Below are 18422 nucleotides of genomic sequence, written 5' to 3'. Positions count from 1 at the left end.
AGGATCAACCGGGCCTCCCTCCCTGCGGCCGACCGGGGCAGGGTGATTCCCATGGATCTGGGACTGAACGGCCGAACCGTGATCGTCACTGGCGCGACGGGCGGGCTGGGCGAGCCGATCGCCCGCCGGTTCGCCGCCGAGGGCGCCGACGTGGCGATCACCTATCACAATGCCGCCGACGCGGCCGCCAAACTCGCCGCCGACCTGGGCGGCCGCGCTTTCCGGTTCGAGCTGGGCGATCCAGCCTCGGCCCGTGACCTGGTCGAGGGCGTGCTGGCCTGGACCGGCCGGGTCGACGTGCTGGTCAACAACGCGGTCCGCTGGGGCTCCGCCGAGCCCGACCACACCGGCGGGTTCGAGAGCGCGCCGGACGATCTGTGGCTGCGGGTGCTACGCGACAACATCGAGGGCGCCGTGGCACTGACCAGGCTCGTCACCCCACACATGCGCGAGCGCGGTTGGGGTCGTCTCGTGCACGTGTCATCGTCGATCGCCTCACACGGCATGGCCGGCGGGGAGTTTTACGGTGCGGCGAAGGCGGCTCTTCACGGCTTCAACCGATCGGCAGCCTTCTCTCTGGGCCGCTCCGGCGACATCCTGACGAATGTGGTGTCACCCGGCCTCACCCGGACCCGCACCAACACGCACATCACCGACACACTGCAAACGGCCTATTTGGACACCATTCCACTGGCCAGGCTGCTGACAGCCGAGGAGATCGCCGCCCCGGTGGTGTTCCTCGCCTCGGCGGCCAACACCGGCATCACCGGCCAGGTGATCGCCGTGGACGGTGGCGTCTGATCACATCGCCGGCGGGTCGAGTTCGGCGAGGGCGGCCCGATAGGCGGCCTCCTTGAGCTTTCCGGCCCGGCGTAGGTCGTTGAGCCTTCGCCGAGCCTCGGAATTGTCTCTCTTGGCCTTGCCGCCGTTCTCCTTCTCAAGCTTCTTGACGAGGTCGCGGGCCGCCTTCTCGTCGAGGACGGCGACCCCGGCCGGCGCGGCCTCATCAGGCGCCGCCGCGCCGTCCGGTGTGGTGGCGGCTGGCGAGGTCACAGCGGTGCCCGGTGGGCTGCTTCGCTCGGGCGCCGTCTGCGGCCCCGGACCAACGGCCCCGGTGGCCGCGACCATCGCGAGCACCCCGGCACCGACGACTGTGCCCAGCCCGGTGAGAAGAAGTCCACCGCGGGCGCGCCCGGACCGGACGGCCACCCCGCAGTCAGCCACCTTCGGATCCACGCCCAACGCGGCCTCGCCATCCTCGGTCACCCGAAAGGGCTGGGTCGCCTCGCAATCCAAGGCCACAACGGAAGCATCCTCGACCACTCGCCCACGGCGGACAGGGAGCCCATCCAACGCCACAGCGGTTCCGCCTCCGGCGCCTTCCTCACGGTGGACAGGGAGCCCATCCAACGCCACAGCGGTTCCGCCTCCGGCGCCTTCCTCACGGTGGACGGGATTCCGATTCGAGGCTGTAGCGGGCCCGTCATCGGTGCCCCGCCGGGATCGAGCCGGCTCCGGATCCGCGGCCATGCTGGGCGGTGCGGGCTCGGGGGCGAGGTTCAGGTTCTCCAGGGCGGCGCGCACAGTTGCCGGGTCCGATGGCCGGTCGGCGGGGAATTTCGCCAGCATGGCCTGCAGCAGGAGGTCGAGTTCGTGCGGCACGGGGCGGTGGGCGGAGGCGGGTGGCGGGACGCGTTCGACGTGGTCCCAGGCGATCCGCATCGGGCTGTCGCCGGTGAACGGCGGGTTCCCGGTCAGCATGGCGTACAGGACGCAGCCGAGCCCGTACAGATCGGTGCGGACGTCGACCGCACCGCCGGCGACCTGTTCGGGCGCCATGTAGGTGCTCGTTCCGAGCATCTGCGCCGAACCGGTCAGTTCGCTCCGCGTGGCCCCGGCCACGCGGGCGATGCCGAAGTCACAGACCTTGACCCGGCCGTCGTCGGTGATCAGGATGTTGGCCGGTTTGATGTCACGGTGCACGATTCCGGCCTCGGATGCTGCCTCGAGTGCGGCGCACACCTGGGCCGCGATCCCGACCGCTCCGGCGATGTCGAGAGGACCGGCCGACAGCAGTGCCGCGAGGCTGCGGCCCGACACCAGTTCCATCACCAGGTAGGGGACGCCGCTGTCGGCACCGACGTCGTGCAGCGCCACGATGTTCGGGTGCGCGAGTCCGGCCACCATTCGGGCCTCCCGCTCGAACCGGCCCGCGACGGTCGGGTCGGCCAGCACCCGCTCGTGCAGCACCTTGACCGCCACCATGCGCCCGAGCCACCGGTCGGTTGCCTGCCAGACCGCGGCCATTCCGCCGCTTCCCAGCATCGACCGCAGTTCATATCGGTCGTTCAAGACGTAACGCACCATCGCGACACCTTGGCACAACTCTCCGCCACCCCGCACGTGTCGACCGGCGGCAATGCCCCGACCCGGTGAAAGCCCGATCAGGAAGGCGGCCCACTGCCGGGTGGTGACGAAGTCAGCGCTGACCACCACGACGCTGAGCGATACCCCTGCCCTACCTCAAGCGATCGGAGCTGCCTCGCCTCGGAACGAGGAGACGACGCCGGCACGTCCAACCAGTCACCGACGGCGACCTCATCCTGTTCGCGACGGTGCTCAGTCACCTACCCCGGTGGCACACGCCGACGACATGCGCGACACGATCCGCTACGTTGACGCCGCCCGGCGCAGCAACCCGTAGGGACGTGTCGAATGCAAGGGGTACGGCTCAGCAGACGTCGGCGACGGCCATTCCTACGGTCAGCAGGGGTACCTGCGCCACGATCTCCCCGTGTGGGGCGGCGACACTTCAGAAGTACCGCGGAATGATGTGACCGAAGGCGACTGCTACCGGCCACAGCCAACTGAAACACCGACTCAATCTGAACCGACAAGCTTGTGCGCCGGTAGCGGCTGACCCAGCAGCGGTGTCCCGCATCCGTAGCGCTCCTGGTAGATGTCCGCGACCATTCTGAGCAGGGTTGGGCAGTCCCCGGTGTAGGACGAACCGTGCATCACTGCGAGAGTGACGGGCTCAAGGTCGGCAAGGCGCCGGTAGGTTGCCGGCACCGCCGGGCCTAGCGATGTCTGGTGGAAGAGGTCCTCGGCGGCGATGATCGCTTCGAACGGAGCCTGGTCCGTCACGGGCGGTCCGTCGCCGAACTGGGTGCACAGGTCGCCAAGGAACAGTGTGCGAGTCTCCTGCTCGAACAGCATGTGCGACTCCCAGTTGTGCGGTACGTGCGGCGTGGGTAGCGCGATCAGGCGCCGTTGCAGTGTGGCGCCGCCGATGTCGAGGATCTCCCCATCCGCCAGCGGCCGGGGATCTCGGTCGCAGAGGTCGTTGAGCGAAACCTGGCAGCCGAGATCGCCGTGGACAACCTGTGCATGCGGGGCGACGGCGAGGAAGTTGTTGACCGCGCCACACTCATCGGCCTCGACGTGCGCGAAGGAGATCCAGCGCAGGCGCTCCACCGGCATGATCCGTTCAATCGCCTCCTTCACCAGCGGGAAAAGTCGACGCATGCCGGTGTGATAAAGCATCGGCTCCTCGGCATCGACCAGGAATTGGTTGAAGGTGAAGCCTCCTGGGGCGATATCCGGGATGCACGTGGAGATTCGGTAGATCCGGTCGCTGATCTGGTCGACGCGTGTGCGCATGATTGTCTCCTCTCGTGCCTCAGCGTATGTGCTTCGCGGGCCGCCGACGCTGCTTCCGCGCGGTTCTCAAGCGCGGCCGGAACCAGCTCCGCTGCACGACCAAGCAGCTCGACAACATCCATCCGATGATTCTCCAACGGCGTCACCGGACCCTCTGAGCCAGACCCGGGTGTGGGGCAGTCGAAGACATCCGTCCACGAAACGAAACGGCAGGTCAAGACGCAGATTTGAAGATCGAAGTCGAGATAGGCGCCGCGATCGTCGATCGGCTCACGTTCGGCGGCAACATTATCGAGACCGGCACCGGCTCCTACCGTCTCGCCCAAACCCGCGCCCGCACCGAGAAGACCACCCGCACGCCGGCTTCTTCTTCAGGGTGCCAACAGCACTCGTTTGCGGAGCAGGTCGAAGCCGGCTCGACCGTACATCTGTCGTTTGATCATCTTGATGCGGTTGGCACCAATGTTCACCTGGGCAGGACAGGTTCAGGCGGTGGACGGTTTCCACGCTGTCTGTGCCGTCGGTGGAAATCCGCGGAGCACGTCCAGGGCGGCGATCCGTCGGTCCCCGGCTGATGGGGTGATGGTGGCCGGCGAGGTTTGAGCCGTAGTCATGCCGCTCAGCCTTCGCTGTTCGGCAAGTCCGGCCCTCTGTCCACGGTCCAGATTCGACGGCCGCGCCCTACGACTTCTGGCCGGTAGAAGGCCCACAGCGGAAGCCTGCCACTTCCAACTTATATCGCACTGGGGGACTTGCGGCAAGAGTGCGGAATTGGGCGAGAATCGCGGTCCACAACCAGAACGGGGCAGAGAATGATCGATGTGATCGTCGCCGGCGGCGGGCCGACCGGCATGATGCTGGCGGCCGAGCTTCGGCTGCACGGGGTGCACGTGGTCGTTCTGGAACGGGAGCCGGAGCCGCCGCCGTTCGTACGCTCGATGGGTCTGCACGTGCGCAGCATCGAGATCATGGATCAGCGCGGCCTGCTGGACCGCTTCCTCGCGCACGGGCGCACTCATCCGCTGGCGGGTTTCTTCGCCGGCATCGAGGCGCCCGCGCCGGAGCGCCTCGACACCGCGCACGGCTACGTGCTCGGCATCCCGCAGACCGTCACCGACCGGCTGCTGGCCGAGCACGCCGCCGCGGTGGGCGCCGACATCCGCCGTGGCGCCGAGCTGACCGGCCTGAGCCAGGACGGCGACGGGGTGACCGTCGAGCTGGCGGACGGCACCCGGCTGAGGGCCCGGTACCTGGCGGGATGCGACGGCGGCCGCAGCACCGTGCGCAGACTGCTCGGCATCGGCTTCCCCGGTGAGCCGGCGCGGGTGGAGACGCTGCTCGGCGAGGTGCGGGTGACCGCGTCGCCGGAGACGGTGGCGGAGGTGGTCGCCGAGGTCCGGCGTACCCAGAAGAGGTTCGGGCTGGGTCCTCTCGGTGACGGGGTGTACCGGGTGGTGGTCCCGGCCGCCGGGGTCGCCGAGGACCGCACCACGCCGACCACTCTCGACGAGGTGCGGCAGCAGTTGCAGGAGGTGGCGGGCACCGATTTCGGGGTGCACTCGCCGCGCTGGCTGTCGCGGTTCGGTGACGCCACCCGGTTGGCCGAGCGCTACCGGGACGGCCGGGTGTTCCTGGCCGGCGACGCCGCGCACGTCCATCCGCCGACCGGCGGGCAGGGGCTGAACCTGGGTGTGCAGGACGCTTTCAACCTGGGCTGGAAGATCGCCGCGACGGTGCGGGGCTGGGCCCCCGACGGCCTGCTCGACACCTACCAGAGCGAGCGGCACCCGGTCGCCGCCGACGTCCTGAACAACACCCGCGCGCAGATGGAGCTGATGTCGACCGAGCCGGGCCCGCAGGCGGTTCGGCGGCTGTTGGCCGAGCTGATCGGCTTCGAGGAGGTGAACCGCCACCTGATCGAGAAGATCACCGCGCTGAACGTGCGCTACGACCTCGGCCCCGGCCACGACCTGCTGGGCCGCCGGCTGCGGGACGTGCGGTTGAAGCACGGCCGGCTGTACGAGCTGACCCGCGGCGGTCGTGGCCTGCTGCTGGACCGGTCCGGCCGGCTGGACGTGACCGGCTGGACGGACCGTGTCGATCATGTGGTCGACGTGAGCGAGGAACTGGACGTGCCGGCCGTGCTGCTGCGACCGGACGGGCACGTGGCGTGGGCCGGCGACGACCAGGCCGACCTCGTCGGGCACCTGCCCCGTTGGTTCGGTGCGGCGAATTGATACCGGACAGGTGATCCGTCACCCCGCGGGGGCGCCACAGTCAGTACCCTCGATCCGGTGAGCGCCGCGCCCGATCCGCTGCACTATTCCGACATCGTCGCCGCCGGGGATCTCCGGACCGCCCTCCAGGCGCGGTTCGAGGAGTCCGGTGTGCCGTTGCGTGCCGAGGTCCCGTCGTCGCCCGGCTGGATCCGGGTGGGTGCCCGGATCGAGGCCGGTGACCGGCAGGTGACCGTGCTGATGGCCGTCGACGACCGCGCCTTCCTGCTCGACTTCTGGATGCGCGGCGTCCGGATGGCGCGGGGCCGCACGGCCGACCTCGGGGAGGTCGCCGCCGGGATCGGCACGTTCCTGTCCGGTGCGAAGGTGGCCGAACTGAGCGCCACCCACGGGTTCGTGACCTATGGCGGGTTCGCCGAGGCGTTCGAGCGGGGCGAGGCGGAGGCGATCGCGTTCCGGTGGGGGCGTTACCTGGACGGCGAGGAGCCGGTGCCGCACGGCCGGCAACTGGCCGGGTTTCTGCGGGCGGCCGCGGAGGAGCCCCGGCTGCGGGCGCTGTACCCGTTCACCAGCCACTGGGACCTCGGTCTCCGGCCGGGCGTCGCGGTCGCCCCGAACCGGGCGGTCGCCTGGATCCGGCCGGTCGGCGACCGCTACCTGGTGGCCGGCCGCGACCGTGGCGACCTGGACCGCACCGCCGATCCGGTCGGGGCCTCCGACGCGGTGGCCCGGATCCTGGCCGCATGGGACCGGAACGCGTAGGGCTCCGAGGGCGACGGACCACTCAAGCCCGGCGCGGGCACAGCGGCCTGGAGGCCGCAGCGCCTCGGCGAAATTCCACCCGGGGTACGCGAACGGCGTACCGGAAAGGGGTTAAAGGAGGCCGAGGTCGCGGGCCCGGGCGACCGCCTCGCTGCGTTTAGCGACGCCCAGCTTGCGATAGATCGCACGGATGTGCGCCTTGACGGTGTTGACCGAGATGCCGAGTTCCCGGGCGATCTCGGCGGAGCTGAGCATGGTCGGCAGGAAGAGCAGCACCTCGGCTTCGCGTTCGCTGAGCACCTCGGTGGCCGCGGTCTTGCGGGTGGCGCGGATCGCGGAGCGCACCTCCTCGAGGAAGGTCACGTGGCCGTCGCCGGGGCGCAGGAGCTGGAGGCGGTGCAGGAGGTCGTCGAGACGCCCGTCGGCGTGGACGAGGAACGGGCGGCGGATCTGTTCGCGTTCGGCGAGGCGGAGGGTGTCGCTGAGCAGGTCGACAGCCTGGCCGGCCAGGCCTCGGATGTCCGCGATCAGGGCGATGATCAGGCCGGCCTCCACGGTGGCCGCGGTGTAGGGCAGCACCGCGGGCCGGGGGTCGAGCAGGTGCCCGGCCCGCCGGAAGTCCTTGTGGGCGAACGCGAGCCGGGCCTGGGCGACCTGTTGGGCCAGATCGCCGTCGGCCACCGTGATTCCGGTCGGGACCGCGCCGATGTCCCCGGCGGCCAGGTCGGCCTCGATCTCGATCATGGTGAGCCAGCGGTCCAGCCACGGGATCCGGGTGCGCGGGCTCCGGTCGGCGCGGGCGGCTTCCAGGAAGACCCGTGCCTTGGCCGGCTCACCGCGGGTCGCGGCCAATCTGGCCTGCGCACCGAACATGACGACGCGCTGCGCGGCCTCCGGCTCGCTGTGGTGTGCCCGCATCCCGTCCTGGAGGGCCTGTTCGGCGTCGGCGAACTCCCCGCGTTCCAGGTGGACCAGGACCATGGCGAGATGGGCGGCCACCGACTGCACGGTGTGCTGCCAGCCGCGCTTGATGGCCCGTTCGCGGGCGTCGCCGGCGATCTGCCGGGCGGCGGCGACCGAACCGCACATCACCTCGAGCAGACCGAGATGGCCGTCGGCGTTGATCTCGGCGAGTTCCAGCCCGGCGGCGCGGGAGGCGCCGGCCGACGCCCACAGGTCGCGAACGGCGGCGTCCAGGTCGCCGGACCACAGGTTGGCCAGACCCCGGTTGTTGAGCGCGATCGCGCGCTGCTGGGTGACGGCGGCTCCTCCCGCGGCGACGTCGGTGGCCAGCAGATCGAGCAGCTCGTCGCAGCCGGCCCGGACCGCCGGCAGGTCACCGACCGCACGGTCGGCGGCCAGCCGCAGGGTGAGGCGCATCAGCTCCACCGGCCGGTGCTCGTCGCCGGGGCGGCGGCGCAGCAGCCGGCGAGCGTGGTCGAGGCGGACCGGGATGGCCTCGTAGTCGCCGTCGTGGAAGAGCAGGACGGCGGCGCAGATCATCAGCTCGGCGGTGGAGTCGAGCCGGTCGGCGGGCACCTGCCGCAGCAGCCGCACCAGCGCGGACCGGTGTGCGGAGAGGACGAGCGGGGCGGCCTGGCCGGTGACCAGCCGTCCGATGTAGGTCCAGTCGCCCGCCGCGACGGCGTGGGTGAGCGCTTCCATGACCGAGTCGTTGGCGGCGTGCCAGCGGGCGGCCCGCCGGTGCAGCTCGGTGACCATGGCCGGGCTCTCCACCTGGAGGCGGTGGCCGAGGGCGTCGCGGAGCAGGTGGTGGTAGCGGAACCACAGCGGACGGTCGCCGAGCCGGATCACGAAGTCGTTCTCGTGCTCGAACTGTTCCAGCATGCGCTGGCCGTCCCGGCCGGCCGTGACGGCGTTGGCCAGGCCGGCGCAGATCCGCTCGCAGATGCTGGTCTGGAGCAGGAACCGGCGCTGCCGCCGGCTGCGGTTGGCCAGCACCTCCTCGGTGAGGTACTCGTCGATGCCGCGGCCGTCACCGGCGAACTCGGCGACCGACCGGCTGTGGTGCCCGGCCAGGAAGCCGGCGCCGAGGTGCAGGCCGATGGCCCAGCCCTCGGTCCGCCCCAGGAGGGTGGCGAGGTCCGGGGCGGTGAGGGTGACCCCGTGCCCGGAAACCAGGTCGGCGGCCTCCGGCTCGGTGAACGCCAGGTGGCCGGCCCGGATCTCGGTGATCAGGCCCGCGACACGCAGCCGGTGCAGGCCCAGGGCGGGCCGGGCCCGGCTGATGAGAAGCAGCCGAACCGGCTCGGGCGGGTATCGCAGCAGATCGCTCATCTCGGCCAGCACGCGCGTGTCGTCGATCTCGTGGAAATCGTCGATGATCAGCACGGACCGGTCCGGCAGACGGTTGAGACCGTCGGCGATGACCCGTATTCGCTCCCGCTGGTCGGCCGGGACGGAGGTGAGCGCGGCGAGCGGGTTGCCGTCGGTGAGCAGGCCGGCGGTACGCAGGGCGGCCACCACGTACGCCCAGAAGGTCTGCGGGTCGTTGTCGTGGCGATCCAGGTTGAGCCAGGCGACCGGTTTGCGCCCGGCCCGCGCCCAGGTCGAGACGAGCATCGTCTTGCCCCAGCCGGCACCCGCGCTGACGAGCGTGACCGGCGTGTCCATGGCCGCGTCGAGCAGCTCGAACAGCCGCTGCCGGTCGACGCCGGCACGGGTCACCCGAGGCTGGGCGGTCTTGACGGGAATCAGGGGCAGGAGAGCCGCGCCGATCCGACTCGAGTCCATCGCTCTCCCCCGGGAAATACCGTATGCCTCAGCGAAACATGACGGGTCGTTCAAGTCCATACCGGCACACCCATCGCAAGTGACCGATTTCGATCATTGCACGGATCACCGCGACAGAAGCCGCGACGCCCGCCGTCGGCCGCTTGCCCGACGGTCCGTATCCTTGCCCAGCCTGACGACCGCATCAATCCCTACCGCGTGCCTGGAATATATCCATGCCCTGTGTGGACGGTGAACAAGCCTGCGAAATGACGTTCGATGAGCACGCGGTCACTCACTGACAGGCGTCACGGTCCATTTTGCAAATGGCGCGAGGACAGCTACTGTGTGCCGCATCGCAGGACAGCTGTTTCCGGAGGTCACAGTGGCCTGGTTCGTCGGCCAGTCGCTCGTCGTCATCGTGCTCGCGTTCATTCTGGGCGTCGCTGTCGGCAGGTTCTCCGCACGTTTCGGAAATGTGTCGTCCGATGCTCGTCAGCACACCGATAATGCGCCGGAAAGCGACGGCGACGAACTGCGGCGGATCGAGGGCATCGATCCGGCCGTGGCGGCCGCGCTGCGCACCGCCGGGATCCGAACCATCGCACAGCTGGCTGATAGTGATGACGACGCCATGCGCGAGGCGATGCGGGCCGCGGGGCTCGGGTTCGTCCCCAGCCTGTCCACCTGGAGCCGGCAGGCCCGGCTGGTCGCCGACCGCGACGCCGAGACGGCGGCCCGGTGACCGGCGCCATCAGCGGGGCGTTCACCGACGCCGCGACCCGGCGCTGGTTCGCGGGCCTGGCGCTGCTGTTCGGGCTGACCGTGCTCGCCGGATTCCAGCTCGGGCCGAACCGGCACCGGATCGAGCACGACCTGGCCACCCGCTCGCAAGCCGCGCTGGCCACGGCCGGGCACACCGGCGTACGGGTGTCGTTCTCCGGCCGGGACGCGACCGTCGTGACCGGATCGCAGAGCCAGGCCGACCACGCCCGCGAGGTGCTCGCCACGGTGGCCGGGGTGCGTGCCGTGCGCACCGAGGTGGTGGCGGCCGCGGCCCCGGTCGAACCGGCGTTCCTGCTGGTCGCTGTCGACGGCCGGGCCCACCTCAGCGGGCGGGTCGCGGCCGCCGCCACCCGGACGGCCCTGCACGACGCCGCCGCCGGCACGTTCGGGACCGTCGACGACCGGATCACGGTGGCCGCCAAGGTCTCCGCCGACCCGATGCTCGACCGGCTGCCCGCCCTGGTCCGGGCGCTGCCGCCGGACGCGTCGATGCGCTTCGGCCACGGCACCCTCACGCTCACCGGCACGGCCCGCGACGAGACCGCCCGTACCGCGCTCACCACGATCGCCCGCGACACCGGCGCGATCGTCCTGGACCGGCTCACCGTCGCCGACCCGCAGGACCGGCTCGACGACCTGCCGGCACTCACCTTCCGGACCGGCGGCTCCGAGCTGAGCGGCGAATCCCGGGCGGTGCTGAGCCGGGTGGCCACGGTGCTGGCCGCCAACCCGAGTGCCCGGCTGCGCATCGAGGGGCACACCGACGCGGCCGGTGACCGGGACACCAACCTGGCCCTCAGCCTGGAGCGGGCCGGGGTGGTCCGCGTGGTTCGGTGCGGCTACGGGATCGCCGCCTTCCGGCTGACCGTCGTCGGGTACGGCGAGGCCCGCCCCGCCGCACCCGACGACACCCCGGCCCACCGCGCCGAGAACCGGCGGGTGGAACTCAGAGTTGAATCGCCTTGGTCTGGGTGAACTCGAGGATGCCGTACGGGCCCAGTTCCCGGCCGTGCCCCGACTGCTTGTAGCCGCCGAACGGGGCGAGCGGGTTGAACGCCGCCCCGTTGATCTCGACCTGCCCGGTCCGCAGCCGCCGGGCCACCCGGACCGCCCGGTCCCGGTCGGCCGACCAGACGCCGCCGGCCAGGCCGTAGTCGCTGTCGTTGGCGATCCGCACGGCGTCGGCCTCGTCGTCGTACGGCACGATCGCCAGCACCGGCCCGAAGATCTCCTCCCGGGCGATCGTCATGTCCGGGCGGACGTCGCTGAACACGGTCGGCCGGACGAAATAGCCGTGCGGCCGGTCGTCCGGCTGCTCGGCGCCGCCGCACACCAGCTTCGCGCCCTCGGCGACGCCCCGCGCGATGTAGTCACGAACCCGGTCCCGCTGGGTGGCCGACACCAGCGGCCCGAGCACGGTGCCGGGCGCGCCGGGGTCACCGACGGTCACCTGCCCGGCCACGGTGGCGGCGATCTCCTCGGCCACCGGCAGCATCGCCCGGGGCACCAGCATGCGGGTCAGGGCCGTACAGGTCTGACCGGAATTGATATAGCACTTGCTGATCCCGTCGATGATCGCCTGCTTCAGGTCGGCGTCGTCGAGGATGACGTTCGCCGACTTGCCGCCCAGCTCCAGCGCGACCCGTTTCACCGTGCCGGCGGCCACCTCGCCGACCCGCCGCCCGGCCCGCGTCGACCCGGTGAACGACACCATGTCCACGCCCGGATGCCCGGCCAGCGCCTCGCCGACGACCGGCCCGTAGCCGGTGACGAGGTTGAACACCCCGGCCGGAAGCCCCACGCGATCGAGGATCTCGGCGAGGACGAAGGCGCTCAGCGGCGCCACCTCGCTCGGCTTCACGACGATCGTGCATCCGGCCACCAGCGCGGCCGCCACCTTCGCGGCGACCTGGTGCAGCGGGTAGTTCCACGGCGTGACGGCCGCAACCACACCGACCGGCTCGCGCACCACGAGCGAGTTCCCGATCCGCTGCTGCCAGGGCAGATCCTCGGCGAGATGCCGCATCGACGTGAACGTGGCGATCGGCAGCCCGGTCTGCACCATGACCGAGAACGGCAACGGCGAGCCCATCTCCCGCGAGATCAGCGCGGCCAGCTCGTTCTGCCGTTCCTGCAACCGCAGCGACACCTCGTCACAGACGGCGATCCGGTCGGTGAGCGGGGTCCCGGCCCAGCCGTCGAAGGCCGCGCGCGCCGCGCTGACGGCGGCGTCGGCGTCTGCCGCGCCTCCGGCCGGGACGGTGGCGAAAACCTCCTCGGTGTACGGGTCGACGACCTCGATCGTCTCGCCGGTGCTCGGCGCGACCCACCGTCCGCCGATGTAGAACCGGTCGGTGCTCATCGCTCGACCTCCTCGATGTTCGCGGCGGTCCGCGAGGCCAGGGCCATGATGGTGATCATCGGGTTGGTGCCGGACGGGGTCGGGAACGCCGACGCGTCACCGATCCACACCCCCTTGGTGTCGTGCAGTTCGCCGCGCGGGTCGGCCACACTGGTCGCCGGGTCGGCGCCCATCCGGCAGCTGCCCATCTGGTGTGCGGAGAAGAGGGTCGCCCCACCGGCCCGCAACGGCAGCCGCCGCGCCCGGTCGATGTAGGCCTCCAGGTCGTCGCCGAACCGCCAGCCCGGCATGCCCCGGCCCAGCACCCGGATGCCGCGCGCCCCGGCCGCGTGGTGCAGCCGGATCTCCGCCCCCACGGCCCGCCGCATGTTGCGCACGTCGAGGTCGTCGGTGAGCGAATACCAGGCCACCGTGTTCCCGGCCGCGTCGAGGGTGACCCGGCCGTGCCCGCGATCCCGGATCAGCCCGATGAACGACCCGTTGTTGCGGTAGTCGGACATCGCCTGCTTGTGCTCGGCGGCCGTGGTGAACGGCAGCGCCGACGCGCCCAGCCCGGTGGTGTACTGCACGCTCTCCATCAGGAAGCCGTAGCCGTCCTCGACGTTCGCGAACTCGTCGACCAGCCCGGCCTGTGGCGCGCCCCACCACGCCTGCATGTCCGTGCCGTAGTCGCCCATGGTGACCGTGCACGGGTGCAGCCGCAGGTAGTCGCCGGCCGCGGGGCCGCCGATCCCGGACCGCAGCAGCACACCGGGCGTCTCCAGGGCGCCGGCCGCCACCACGACGACCGGCGCGCGTACCGTGACGGTCGCGGTGCCGGTGCCGTCCTCGCTGGTCCAGCGGCCGACCACGCCGGCCGCCCGGCCCTGCTCGACCAGCACCCGCTCGGCGCGGCAGCCGTCCACGACCCGGGCGCCGTGCTCGGCGACGGCCGGTTCCAGGTAGACCTTCAACGTGGACCGTTTGGCGCCGGACGGGTCACCGAACCCGAGGTGGCCGGCGATCGCGGCGTCGTGGCGCTTCTCGTCCCAGTTGCGGTAGATGGTGGCGAACGACCAGCCCAGCGCCTCGGCGCCGCGGTGCATGGCCTCGTGCACCCGGTTCAGCTCCGAGCACTGATCGGTGACCGAGAGCTCCCGCCACACCCGGTCCAGGTGCCGGTCGAAGGCGTCGGTCGCCACGTCGGCCAGGCCGTGCTCGTCGGCCCACTGACGCCGTACCCCATCCCTGGTCTTGAGGCAGTTGGTCCAGTTGATCACCGTGCCGCCGCCCAGGCCGGCCCCCGCCATCAGGGTGACGTTGAGGTCGCCGGTCGGCTGCGGGCCACCACGCCAGTACGAATTCTGGTAGGCGGCGAGTTCGAGCTGGTGGAAGTCGGCCTCGGTGCGGTAACGGCCGGCCTCCAGCACGACCACGCGGCGTCCGGCGGCGGCGAGCCGGCCGGCGATCAGGCCGCCGCCCGCGCCGGAGCCGACCACCACGACGTCGGCTTCCAGTTCCAGGTCGCCGCCGTCCGGCCGGACCGGGGTGATGGCCGGCCCGTCGGCCGGCACCGCGGTGACCGGGCCGGGGTAGCCGAGGCGGGTCCAGTTCGGGTTGCGGCCGTCCGGGCCGACCGCGCCGTAGGTGATCAGCAGAATGAGGCTGGTCAGCGAGCCGATGCCGGCCGCCGCCGGGGCGGAGGCCAGCGAGAGTGTGGTGAGGATCTGCTCGCGGGACTCCGGTGAGGCGGTGCCGAAGCCCTGTAGCGCGAGGATGTCGAGCAGGCCGCCGATCGCCGCCTGCTGCTCGTCGGGCATGGTCGCGAGCATCGCGAGCACGCCCTGGTCGGCGCCGACGTCGGTGGCGCTGCGCGCCCAGAACCCGTCGGTGTCGCCGGGATGCGGAAGGGAGGGGACGATGGTGTCGCAGAGCAGGCGCAACACCTGAGTCTGTGCGGATGAGAGCATGCCGGTCCTCCTTGACCTGAGCCCTCAATCTAGGTCAGTCGATGTCGACCGCTGTGATTTCCGGTTTACTTTCTTCCGTGCCTCGTCGCGTTTGCGACGAAGCGGGCGGCCACCAGACCGGCCGCGACCCCGGAGATCAGCGCCGTGCGACCATGAGGGCTCGTTAAGGTTCCGCACCGGGAGGCACGTGGTGAGCACCGATCTGTCCGTCACCGTCGACGACGGGATCGCCCTGATCGAGATGCGCCGCCCACCGGCCAACCACTTCGACGAGGCGCTCATCGGGCGGATCGTCGAGGCCGCCCTCGAACTCGACCACACCCCCGGCTGCCGGGTCATCGTGCTCGCCTCCGAGGGCCGCCACTTCTGTGCCGGAGCGGACTTCGGCGGCGGCGAGTTCGCCCGGGACCACGTGGACGCGGCGGAACGCCTCTACCGGCGTGCCGTGGAACTGTTCGACGTCCGTACCCCCATCGTCGCGGCCGTGCAGGGCACCGCGGTGGGCGGAGGCCTCGGCCTGGCGTGCGCCGCCGATTTTCGCGTAGCGGACGCCGACACCCGGTTCGTCGCCAACTTCGCCCGCCTCGGCTTCCACCAGGGCTTCGGCGTCAGCGTCACCCTGCCCGAGCTGATCGGCCGGCAGGCCGCCACCGACATGCTGCTCACCGGCCGCCGCGTCGGCGGCGAGGAGGCCTTCCGGCTCGGTCTCGCCGACCGGCTCGCCGCACCCGGCCGGCTGCGCGAGACCGCGCACCGGCTCGCCGCCGAGATCGCCGCGTCCGCACCGCTCGCGGTCCGCTCGATCCGCGCCACCCTCCGCGGCGACCTGGCCGAACGCGTCCGCAAGGCGCTCGACCACGAACTCGCCGAACAGAAGATCCACTGGGCGACCCGGGACAGCGCCGAAGGTATCCTGGCCAGCCTCCAGCGGCGGACCCCCGTCTTCACCGGCGAATGATCAGGAGTTCCATCGTTGAACATGCCGTCGCTCGAAGATCTCGACCGGGAGATCGCCCGCCTCGCCACCCTCCTCACCGAACGCGAACAGCTCATGCCACGGCGGACCGCCCTCCAGGCCGCCATCACCAAGGCCGACGCCGAACTGGCGAGCCTGACCCGGCTGGCCGACCGTGCCACCGGCCCGGCGCGGCTGCTCGCGTCGCTGCGCGGCGGGCGGGCCGAGGCAGCCGCCGCGGGCGTCCGGATTCCGGCGGCCCGTGAGGAACTCGCCGCGCTGCGCGCGCAGCTCGACGACCTCGGCGCACGCCTCGACGAGGCACGATCAACCCCTTCGGCGTACGCCGCCGCGCTCGCCGCCAAGGAGAAGCACCTGCGCGACACCGGCCACCCCACCGGTGAACGCCTCTCCGAACTGGCCGGGCGCCGCGGCGACCTGGTCGCCGAACTGGCCCGGCTCCAGCGCGCCGAGATCGCCGCGGGCAAGGCCGCCGAGGGCTTCCGGCGCGCCGACGAGCTGCTCGGATCGGCCGGGAAGTGGTCGGCCTACGACACGTTCATGGGCGGCGGCGCGTTCGGCAGCCACCTCAAGCACCAGCGCATCGAGAACGCCGACGACTATGTGGCCGCCGCTCAGCACCAGGTCGGCGTCATGCGCCACGAACTCGGCGACGACCGGGAGGCGGCGCCGATCTCCCTGGAGATCAACGGGACCACGAAGTTCCTCGACGTCATGTTCGACAACATCTTCACCGACCTGGCGGTGCGCGGCCGGATCAACCGTGGCCAGAAGGAGATCGTCGAGGCGTTCCTGCGGGTCCGGGAGGTCCGGGCGGCGCTGACCGCCCGCACCGCCGACGTCCGCGACCGCCTCCGCAAACTCGAAACCGAACGCGACGCTCTGCTGGCGCCTTCGCCGCGCCCGCCGGGCTGAGATCGGTGGTCCCGCGGATCCGGCCGCTGTCTCGGCGGGTGGGTGCGCACGGTCGCCGTGTCGTGGTCGCCCACATGGCATGTGACCTCGGCAGCCGCACACGCGTAGCCTTCCGTGCGCGCGCACGCGTAGCCTTCCGTGCGCGCGCACGCGTACAAGAAAGAGGCCGGAAGCGAAACGTGGACCTTGACCACGAATGCTTTCCGGCCTCCACCAACGGACGTCAGTCCCGGCAGTAGTAGTGGCCGTTGCTGTCGTCGAAGCGCCCGCCCCGGCGGCAGCAGCGACGGAAACCGCCGCCCGGTGCCGCACGGGCAGGGGTCGTTGCCACCGAGCTTCTCGATCAGCTCGGTGTCCTTCCCCACGACTCGCAGCCCCCGTTTGACCTGCGACTCGCTAGAGGGAACCCCCGGCGGCGCTTGCTGGTCGGCTCAAAAGGAGAAGTCGGTCTCGTCGTCGCGGTACATGATGGCCTCCCTCGTCGGCGGATCAGTCGGTCAGACCGTAGTGGGCGCCGAACGGGCCCGCGACGTATTTACCGCGGTGGCCAGTTGCTCGGCCTGACGGCGGATCTCCGGGATCGCGGTGGTCTCCCAGAGGTGCCCGCGGCTCAGCGGGCCGATCACCCACAGGCCGGGCCCGGCGCGGCCGTCCGTGTCGGTGTCGAGGCCGAGCCGGTGCGGGCCGGGGCGCAACAGCCCCTCGTCGAGCAGGGCGCCGAGCAGGGGGCCGGGCGTGACGGGCGCCGGGGCGGGGCCGGTGCAGGCGATCACCGCCGCGTACCACTGTGGGGTCTCGCCGTTGATCGTGACGGTGAGGCCGCCGCCGGGCTGGGGTTCGACGGAGCTGATCCGGCCGGCGCGGACGCGCAGGTCGCCGTCGCGGCGCAGGCGGTCGACGCGGGCCGCGATCGGGGGCGCCATGCGGTGCCGGTGGATCTCCCAGAGGCGCTGGCAGTGGCGCAGGAAGCGGTCCTGGGCGGCGTGGTCGAGGCCGGTCCAGAGGTCGTCGGCGCGGCAGCGGACGGCGTCGACGACGGCGGTCCAGTCGGCGCCCGCGGCAACGGCCGCGCGCACGGCCCGCAGCAGCGGGGCCAGGTCGCGCGAGGCGGGCAGGTCCAGGTCGATCGGGGCGGGTGGCCGGTCCGGGTGGGCGAGTGGCAGCAGGCCGCGGCGGGAGATGAGATCCAGCGGGGCACGCCGTCGTTCCGTCAGGGTGAGCGCGACGTCGATCGCGGTGAGGCCGGCGCCGAGCAGCAGAACGGGCTGGTCGCGGGGTACGGAGTCGAGCGCCCCGGGCGCCCACGGGTCGCCGATGCAGGCGCCGCTGTCGTACGCGGCGTCGCTGATGCCCGCGGGCCGGTGCGGCGGCGGGTTGCCGAGGGCGAGCACGACGTGGTCGGCGTAGGTGGCGGCGCCGGTGTCGTCGAGGACGAGGTGCCCGTCGCCGTAGGGGCGTACCGCGGTGGCGGTGGCTCGCCGGTGGTCGATCCGCCCGCTGCCGAGGGCGTGGGTGAACCGGTCGGCGAGGTAGGCGCCGTAGTGGGCGCGGGGCAGGAAGTCCGCCGGGTCCAGGGGCAGGCCGCGGGCGTGGCTCCAGCGGAGCAGGTGCTGGGGGTCGCCGGGGTCGGCGCTCATCGCGGCGGCGCGGGAGTTGAGCAGGTGCCAGGGCCGGGCGGTGCCGTAGGCGACACCGGGTCCCGGCGTGGCCCCTGGCTCGATCAGGACGATGCGGTGGTCGGGACATCGAATCAGGGCGCAGGCGGCGAGTACGCCGCTGGCGCCGCCGCCGATGATCACGACGGTGCCGGCATGGGTGGCCGGTTCGCTCGCCGTGCCCGTTCGGCGGATGACGGTGCTGGTCATGGACACGTCCTCCCGATGGGGTCTGACCTGCTCCCAGCTAACCACATCTCCCATTGACTTAGTAGGCTTTGGCCCGGCGCGCCGCCCGGCGATTATTGACAATTGAATCGACGCTTTGCCGTTCGTTAATAGATAAGTCGTTATGCAAATAGGTGTTAACCGATGAGGTCTTTT

General features: G+C 71.4%; 14 protein-coding genes. 8 read left to right on the top strand and 6 right to left on the bottom strand.

The genetic code is table 11. The annotated features are described in order from the left end of the window. Positions 1-51 precede the first annotated feature (51 nt). Entirely contained in the window at positions 52-801 is a 750-nt protein-coding gene (locus tag KZ829_RS27790) for an SDR family NAD(P)-dependent oxidoreductase (protein ID WP_220146863.1), read from the top strand. Here the strand turns inward: KZ829_RS27790 and KZ829_RS27785 are convergent, their stop codons facing one another. Both KZ829_RS27785 and KZ829_RS27780 read right to left on the bottom strand, forming a co-directional pair. After that, a complete protein-coding gene (locus KZ829_RS27785; protein WP_220146862.1) occupies positions 802-2496 on the bottom strand; it encodes a protein kinase domain-containing protein in 1695 nt (564 codons plus the stop codon). A 384-nt stretch (positions 2497-2880) separates the two neighbouring features. Continuing rightward, on the bottom strand, positions 2881-3663 hold the full coding sequence (locus tag KZ829_RS27780; RefSeq protein ID WP_220146861.1) for an oxygen-binding di-iron domain-containing protein: 783 nt from the start codon (positions 3661-3663) through the stop codon (positions 2881-2883). Between the two features lie 227 nt (positions 3664-3890). Between KZ829_RS27780 and KZ829_RS44165 the strand changes: the two genes are divergently transcribed. The 3 genes from KZ829_RS44165 (at position 3891) to KZ829_RS27765 (ending at position 6662) form a co-directional block, all read left to right on the top strand. Then, positions 3891-4238: a hypothetical protein gene (locus KZ829_RS44165; RefSeq protein WP_281428263.1), complete on the top strand. Its 348-nt coding sequence runs from the start codon at positions 3891-3893 to the stop codon at positions 4236-4238. A gap of 237 nt (positions 4239-4475) precedes the next feature. Further along, complete coding sequence (gene rox, locus KZ829_RS27770) at positions 4476-5900, top strand: rifampin monooxygenase (RefSeq protein WP_220146860.1); 1425 nt, start codon at positions 4476-4478, stop codon at positions 5898-5900. Between the two features lie 57 nt (positions 5901-5957). Continuing rightward, entirely contained in the window at positions 5958-6662 is a 705-nt protein-coding gene (locus KZ829_RS27765) for a DUF6193 family natural product biosynthesis protein (RefSeq protein ID WP_220146859.1), read from the top strand. A gap of 111 nt (positions 6663-6773) precedes the next feature. Here the strand turns inward: KZ829_RS27765 and KZ829_RS27760 are convergent, their stop codons facing one another. After that, positions 6774-9416 (bottom strand): winged helix-turn-helix domain-containing protein, encoded by a 2643-nt coding sequence (locus KZ829_RS27760; protein WP_220146858.1) that lies wholly within the window; start codon positions 9414-9416, stop codon positions 6774-6776. A gap of 364 nt (positions 9417-9780) precedes the next feature. Between KZ829_RS27760 and KZ829_RS27755 the strand changes: the two genes are divergently transcribed. After that, the gene (locus KZ829_RS27755) at positions 9781-10140 is read left to right on the top strand and encodes a helix-hairpin-helix domain-containing protein (RefSeq protein ID WP_220146857.1); all 360 of its coding nucleotides are present in this window, start codon (positions 9781-9783) and stop codon (positions 10138-10140) included. Continuing rightward, on the top strand, positions 10137-11156 hold the full coding sequence (locus KZ829_RS44660; RefSeq protein WP_220146856.1) for an OmpA family protein: 1020 nt from the start codon (positions 10137-10139) through the stop codon (positions 11154-11156). The genes KZ829_RS27755 and KZ829_RS44660 overlap by 4 nt, the downstream gene beginning before the upstream one ends. Here the strand turns inward: KZ829_RS44660 and KZ829_RS27745 are convergent. Together KZ829_RS27745 and KZ829_RS27740 are read right to left on the bottom strand one after the other, a co-directional pair. Beyond that, complete coding sequence (locus tag KZ829_RS27745) at positions 11128-12543, bottom strand: aldehyde dehydrogenase family protein (RefSeq protein WP_220146855.1); 1416 nt, start codon at positions 12541-12543, stop codon at positions 11128-11130. The two genes, KZ829_RS44660 and KZ829_RS27745, sit on opposite strands and share 29 nt — an antisense overlap. Further along, a complete protein-coding gene (locus KZ829_RS27740) occupies positions 12540-14492 on the bottom strand; it encodes a GMC family oxidoreductase N-terminal domain-containing protein (protein ID WP_220146854.1) in 1953 nt (650 codons plus the stop codon). Before KZ829_RS27740 ends, KZ829_RS27745 begins: the two co-directional genes overlap by 4 nt. A gap of 190 nt (positions 14493-14682) precedes the next feature. Between KZ829_RS27740 and KZ829_RS27735 the strand changes: the two genes are divergently transcribed. Both KZ829_RS27735 and KZ829_RS27730 read left to right on the top strand, forming a co-directional pair. Continuing rightward, complete coding sequence (locus KZ829_RS27735; protein WP_220146853.1) at positions 14683-15450, top strand: enoyl-CoA hydratase/isomerase family protein; 768 nt, start codon at positions 14683-14685, stop codon at positions 15448-15450. 21 nt (positions 15451-15471) lie between these two features. Continuing rightward, entirely contained in the window at positions 15472-16383 is a 912-nt protein-coding gene (locus KZ829_RS27730) for a coiled-coil domain-containing protein (protein ID WP_220146852.1), read from the top strand. A 497-nt stretch (positions 16384-16880) separates the two neighbouring features. Here the strand turns inward: KZ829_RS27730 and KZ829_RS27725 are convergent, their stop codons facing one another. Continuing rightward, positions 16881-18248 carry an FAD/NAD(P)-binding protein gene (locus KZ829_RS27725; protein ID WP_220146851.1) on the bottom strand — a complete coding sequence of 456 codons (1368 nt, stop codon included), beginning with the start codon at positions 18246-18248 and terminating at the stop codon, positions 16881-16883. Positions 18249-18422: the final 174 nt, after the last annotated feature.

The organism is Actinoplanes hulinensis (genome assembly GCF_019429605.1).
Lineage (GTDB): Bacteria > Actinomycetota > Actinomycetes > Mycobacteriales > Micromonosporaceae > Actinoplanes > Actinoplanes campanulatus.
The sequence above is the reverse complement of the archived record's forward strand: the minus strand, read 5'-3'. Positions and strand labels throughout refer to the sequence as shown.